The organism is Pedobacter sp. 01T416_2 (assembly GCF_056398925.1).
This window is the reverse complement of record NZ_JBFTQI010000379.1, coordinates 1-5604: the sequence shown is the minus strand read 5'-3', so window position 1 is coordinate 5604 and position 5604 is coordinate 1. Positions and strand designations below refer to the sequence as shown.

The 5604-nt window shown below is 39.7% G+C and carries 3 protein-coding genes and 1 tRNA gene; all 4 read right to left on the bottom strand.

Features of this window, described 5'->3' with window-relative positions; all coding sequences use genetic code 11:
- Nucleotides 1-1933, bottom strand: a 1933-nt coding sequence (locus tag AC1DPQ_RS16025; protein WP_477610211.1) for a KAP family P-loop NTPase fold protein, incomplete at its 3' end; no start/stop codon positions are given.
- Nucleotides 1934-2324: 391 nt separating this feature from the next.
- Nucleotides 2325-2401, bottom strand: a tRNA-Asn gene (locus tag AC1DPQ_RS16020).
- A 198-nt stretch (nt 2402-2599) separates the two neighbouring features.
- Nucleotides 2600-4165, bottom strand: coding sequence for a SusD/RagB family nutrient-binding outer membrane lipoprotein (locus AC1DPQ_RS16015; RefSeq protein ID WP_477610209.1), 1566 nt, complete (start codon nt 4163-4165; stop codon nt 2600-2602).
- A gap of 18 nt (nt 4166-4183) precedes the next feature.
- Nucleotides 4184-5604: SusC/RagA family TonB-linked outer membrane protein (locus AC1DPQ_RS16010; RefSeq protein ID WP_477610207.1), on the bottom strand; the 1421-nt coding region annotated here is incomplete at its 5' end.

Sequence of the window (5604 nt, the reverse complement as noted above, 5' to 3'; positions counted from 1 at the left end):
TCATGGCATACACTCCTTTATGCGCAATGTCGGCCTTAGCTATCTCTATCAAAGCACTGATGTGATTTTTCCATTCATCAACATTATCGAATTCGGTAATCGCAGCAAACCTCCTTTCGAGTTCAGATTTCTTATTGGGATCGGCCACCCACGTTCTTACTTTTTCTAAATAAGCATCTAGTTCTCCGGTTCTGGCATCTTCAAATTCGCGATAGGATATTTCAAGTTCAAAAGAACTAATCATGAAATATTTGGGAAAATTCACTTGATATAAGAAAGATTTATAGTCTGCACGATCTGAATTTATTCTAAAATCTTTTTCAATTAACAAAGAAGCCATGAGATCAATAAGAAGATCCCTTTCCAATTTTGATAATTTTAGGACATCCTTTAGATAAAATTCAAACCAAGTTTCATCACCTGCACCATCATCTTTTATTTTTTTTTCATTGTTCTCGAAAAGCAACATTCCAATATCGTCGAAGTTGGAATCCGTTTCCCCGAGCTCCCTCAGTCTAAGTTTTCCTTTTTCATTTACGAAGAAAATATCGTTATGTACTGCAAGTATCTGATACACTTTAAAGTATGCAAGCTTCATAAGCTGGACAAGGTAAAAATCAATAAAGCTAACTTCCCTAATCACATCATATATTTCGAAATCAATTGCATTGGTCAATCTGATAACAGCTCGAGGGGTGGTTACCATCCGATCAGTAAAATTGACACTAGAAGTATTGGTATAATCTACTGATGCATCGATAAATCCATCTTTTCCTCTACCCTTGAAAGATTCTTTAAGCATTAATCTTAATGTATTCCTTATAACATAAGGTGCCACCTCTGGAAGGGCAAATTCATATTGAAAAATTTTCTCTAAATACTGCTCACATCGATGGCTATTGAGCTTACCAAGCCCTTCAATAACATACGCTCTATCATATGCAACTACATAAACTAGATTAACAAAACTTGCCGTGTTTCGAATCACCTTAAGCACCTCCATGATTTCTCGATTTTCAAGACGGTCCAGATCATCGATAAAAATAATGATCTGTTTTTCTATGCCAGCTAGGGAATTATTGATCTCATCATAATTGACTCCATCGATGTTTCCGCCGAAAACAAAATCAGCTCCTGCTTTGACAGACTCCGCTACCCACCCATCTTCTATTTCTGTTAGCTTTTCTGCATAGGCTGACATTTCCCGTGACAGTTTGGGATCATATTTGATCAGCTCCGATGTAAGCTGATCGAAAAAATCTGTTATGATTTTCGCAGGAGTAGAACTTCTCCATGGATTAAAATCCATTATGATTCTGCCCCTTTCGTCGATGGAAGACTTTATTAGATTTAGAAAAGAGGTCTTTCCAGAACCCCAGTTGCCTGTAATACCGATCGCAAGCGAACCTAGATATGAATTGTCAAGTTTGGACTGTATCTTTTTAGCCATCCTGATTGCGAAAACGGTTCTTCCAAATAAATCTTTGCTACTGGTACTGATTGGAGCATCTACGCCAAAAGGATCATCTTCAAATATTGGATCTTCTTTCCTCTTCATTCGGTCCAAAATTCCCAATATGAATATCCCCATTAACAGCAAAAGTACAAAATCAGCATATTTAAGCTCTGGTGCCCAACTCGCTGAGTAGAACTTGTAGCGATCAGAAAAACATCGGTGGTATATATATATTGCCAAAAGAAATGAACTAGTGGCCATAGTAAAGTCATTAACCTTTTGCTCGTCTCTAAGTAGAATTATAAACTGTAAGATGACAATCTCTATCAGTACCATAAGTAGCCATGCTATCCAATCATACTTAAGCTTCGACAACCAAGGACTTACAACTTTTTCATCAAAAGCTCCAATTAATTGGGTATAAAAGAGCAAAAAAATGGTGATAGCACCAATCAGAATTAATGTTTTTCTTCCCATTATTATTTATTTATTCTGGAAAGTTCTTGTTTAAAGATGTCATCAAGTAAGCCAAGGCTATATTGATCCTGGCTTTTGACAGAGAACACTGTAAACTTAGGAGTATAAGCTCTGATGGAAGATAACAAGAATTTAGAATTCATGAGCGTGAGGGTTAGATTGATTAAAGCTATCAATAAATTTTGAAATACACAGGAAAATCAACTATAAACCAATCTTCAACGAAGCTGAGCTAAAAAGAAATATTTACTTTAAAAAGTTATTAACGCAAAAAACCTACAAATTTATTTTGGGTTTTGGCTCCCTCTGCTGGGCTCCCTTCGTCTGCGCTCAGGATAGACTTCTCGCCCAGCCCTAAACGCAAAAAACCCACAACTTTCGTTGTGGGTTTTGGCTCCCTCTGCTGGGCTCGAACCAGCGACCCTCTGATTAACAGTCAGATGCTCTAACCAGCTGAGCTAAGAAGGAGTACTGGTCGTTTCCTAAAACGAGGTTTATTTACACTTTGCAGTTAAATACCCTTGTTCGTTTTGGGAGTGCAATATTAGCGCTTTTAAACTATTTATGCAAAAATTAATTCAATTATTATTTAAGAAAACGATCCTCCCTTTACGGCGGAGGATCGTTTTGCAGATTTAAAACTGAATATCAACAGGTTACCCTCTTCTATTTAACAATCCAAGGCGCAAGGTTAATATCATCTACACCATTATACTGACGTTGCAATGCTACTTTTAGGTTTTCGCCATTGGTTGTTCTTTCGATATTGGGGTACTGAAAACGCTTGGGAATCCTGTTGCTATTACCTACGCCAGGACCTAAATCGAAAGTTGGCACACCTGTTCTGCGGTACTGATAGTAAGCTTCGAAGCCCGAATTACGGAAATAAGCCAGGTATTTCTGTGTCAGGATCTGCTTTAAACCATCGGCTGTATTACCGGCATATTTAACCGCAGCCTGCGAATAATAATCGCTTTCGAAAGAGAAATTAATATTAAAATTTTCAAATTCGCCCAGCTTCCCATCCTTTTTCAAAAAGGTGACCACATTAACACCGTCTTTAATACCATAGAAACTAACAGAAGCCTGAATCCCTTTTTTATACCAGCTTTCGGCATCGCCAGTAGCCCAACCGCGGTTAATGCCCTCTGCTTTGATAAAACAAAGCTCAGGATAAGCAATGATAAAAGTATTTTCGGCTGTATAACCACTATAATAGCGATAACGGCCAATCAGCGAATACAGTCCCTTCTGTACCTTATCCAACATTATCCCCTGATCTTCACCTGTAGGTGCACCAATAAAATTGCGGTAATCGGTAATGGCGTAACCATTGGCTTCGGCTATTCCTCTTGCCGGCTCAGCAACCATGTAGGCCCGGGGATCTTTAAGGGTCGAAAGCGTATTTAAATACGTACCAGCCATATTGTAACGCAGGGCATCATTACCAAAATTATCTTTATTGTTCGGGTATTTGTTAAAACTCTCGTTATACACAAACTGAAGATTATCGGCCATACTCTCCATAACCGGATATTTGGTCGGGTTGCCCAATACCGCAGCAAATTGTTGTTTTACCTGTAAGTCGGCATCATCTGCTTTTGTGCTCAAATTGATCAAAGTCCGTAATTTAAAGGTATTCACCACCTTTTGCCAGGCTACCAGGTCATTTTTAAGGTAGATATCGCCTTTTAATTCCTTGTTGCCTGCAACAATTAAAGCCGATAAATCGTTGTTCGATTCTTCTAACCAGGTTAACGATTGTTTAAAAATATCTTTTTGGGTATCGTACTTCGGGGTTAAGTTGGCGAAACCTTTTAAGGCGTCAGTCATTGGTAAATCGCCCACTTTCAAACTCATTTTCACAAAATAATACGCTTTAAAGAATTTAGCAAGTGCCAGGTAAGGCTTAGCTACCGCACCGCCTAAACGGTTGGCTTCCTCTTCCATTTTTACCACATTTTTCAAAGTCGTGTAATCTAACGAAGCACCTGTCCAATCGTAGTTATTGGTTGCGTAATAGAAATAATTGGCTGCAGTGTACTGGTTCCATCTTTCTGAGCCCGAAAAAGGCGCTTCGTACATATCGAACAAAATACCGTTCAATAATAAGTTTGGCGGAACGGTTTCGGCCTGGTTCGGATTTTTAAAATTTTCTTCAAATTCTTTCTTGCACCCGCCGCAAACAGCCACGATAATGAAGAGGAACAGGATTTTATATATTGATTTCATAATACTTATTGCTAAAGGTTAAAAAGTAACATTCAGGTTAAAACCTATACTTCTTGTAGTTGGTGTTTGCAGTGTAGAGGTACCTTCTCTGCCCGAGTACTGATCTACATCCACATCGTTATAAGTAGAATTGATAAAGTACAGGAGATTACGTCCCACTACCGAAATATTGGCCGATTTGATAAACGTGCGCTCCAATAGTTTCTTAGGCAATTGGTAGCCAAAAGTTACTTCGCGCAACTTGGCATAGGTGCGGCTCATCATGGTGTTCTCTTTGGCACCATAAAAAACGCCCAGATAATCCTGCAACAACTGCGGAGTGGTATTCGGCGCAAAAGTTAGGTCACCATAATTGGTAATTACACCCGTAACCGGATCGAAATTGAGCTTACCGTTATTGGCAACCACCACACCATCGCCTACCCAGGTGCCTTTATAAGTTGGATCGTTTACACGCAGGTAATCCTGATATCTGGCTTCGCCCATTTTACCCTGGATGGTTTCGATCTGACGACCGCCCTGGAACGATTTTAACCTCACATAATCTTGCATTACTCCACCCACTTTACCATCTAACTGGAAACTGAATGAGAAATTCTCATACCTGAATTTGTTACCGATGCTCCATACCCAGTTTGGATCGGCATGCCCCAGCAGCTGGTTAACCGGTAACGAAACCGGTGTTCCGCTTGAAGTATGAATCACCTGTCCGCTTGGTGTTTTAGCTAAAACAGAACCATAGATATTGTCGATACGGTCGCCGGTTTTAAAGAATTGATCAACCGATGTTTCGCCCGGGGCAAGTTCTTTGTAAATCTGTTTATAGGTAGACCAGTTGATCATAACATCCCAGCCAAATTTGTCGGTCATGATTGGTGCACCAGATAAACTTAACTCCACTCCACTGTTTTGCGTTTTACGGCCGTTGATGGTATTGGTTTGGTAACCTGTTGCTGCTGAGATATTTTGTCTGATAATTTTCGGCCCATCGATATACCTGAAATATGTAGCTTCGAAACCTAACCGGTTTTTAAGGAACTTCAGATCGATACCACCTTCGTAATTGGTTCTGCTCTGCGCTTTTACTGCATTCAGATCGATAAGGTTGTTGGTATAATAGGCACCTGTTTGGTTATTGTAGGTTGGCCTGATGCTGTATGGCGAAGAAAGACCATAACCAGGACCACCATATGACGAAGTATATTCTGCACCATAACCAATTGGATAAGTTTGCAGAGGCGTTGCACCAATAAATTCCTGTGTGCCCAAACCTGGATCTTTAACGTTTGCATACGATGCCCTTACTTTTGCAAATGAAATAAAAGCAGGCATTTTYACATAATCGGAGATTACCGAGCTTAGCGAAACCGAAGGATAGAATGCTGAATTGTTGCCTGGAGGAAGTGCAGAGTTTTTATCTACACGGCCAGTGGTATTGA

Bases quoted from the DNA above. Each gene is read 5' to 3' on its own strand.
- AC1DPQ_RS16015 (WP_477610209.1), bottom strand. From the start codon at position 4,165: ATGAAATCAATATATAAAATCCTGTTCCTCTTCATTATCGTGGCTGTT.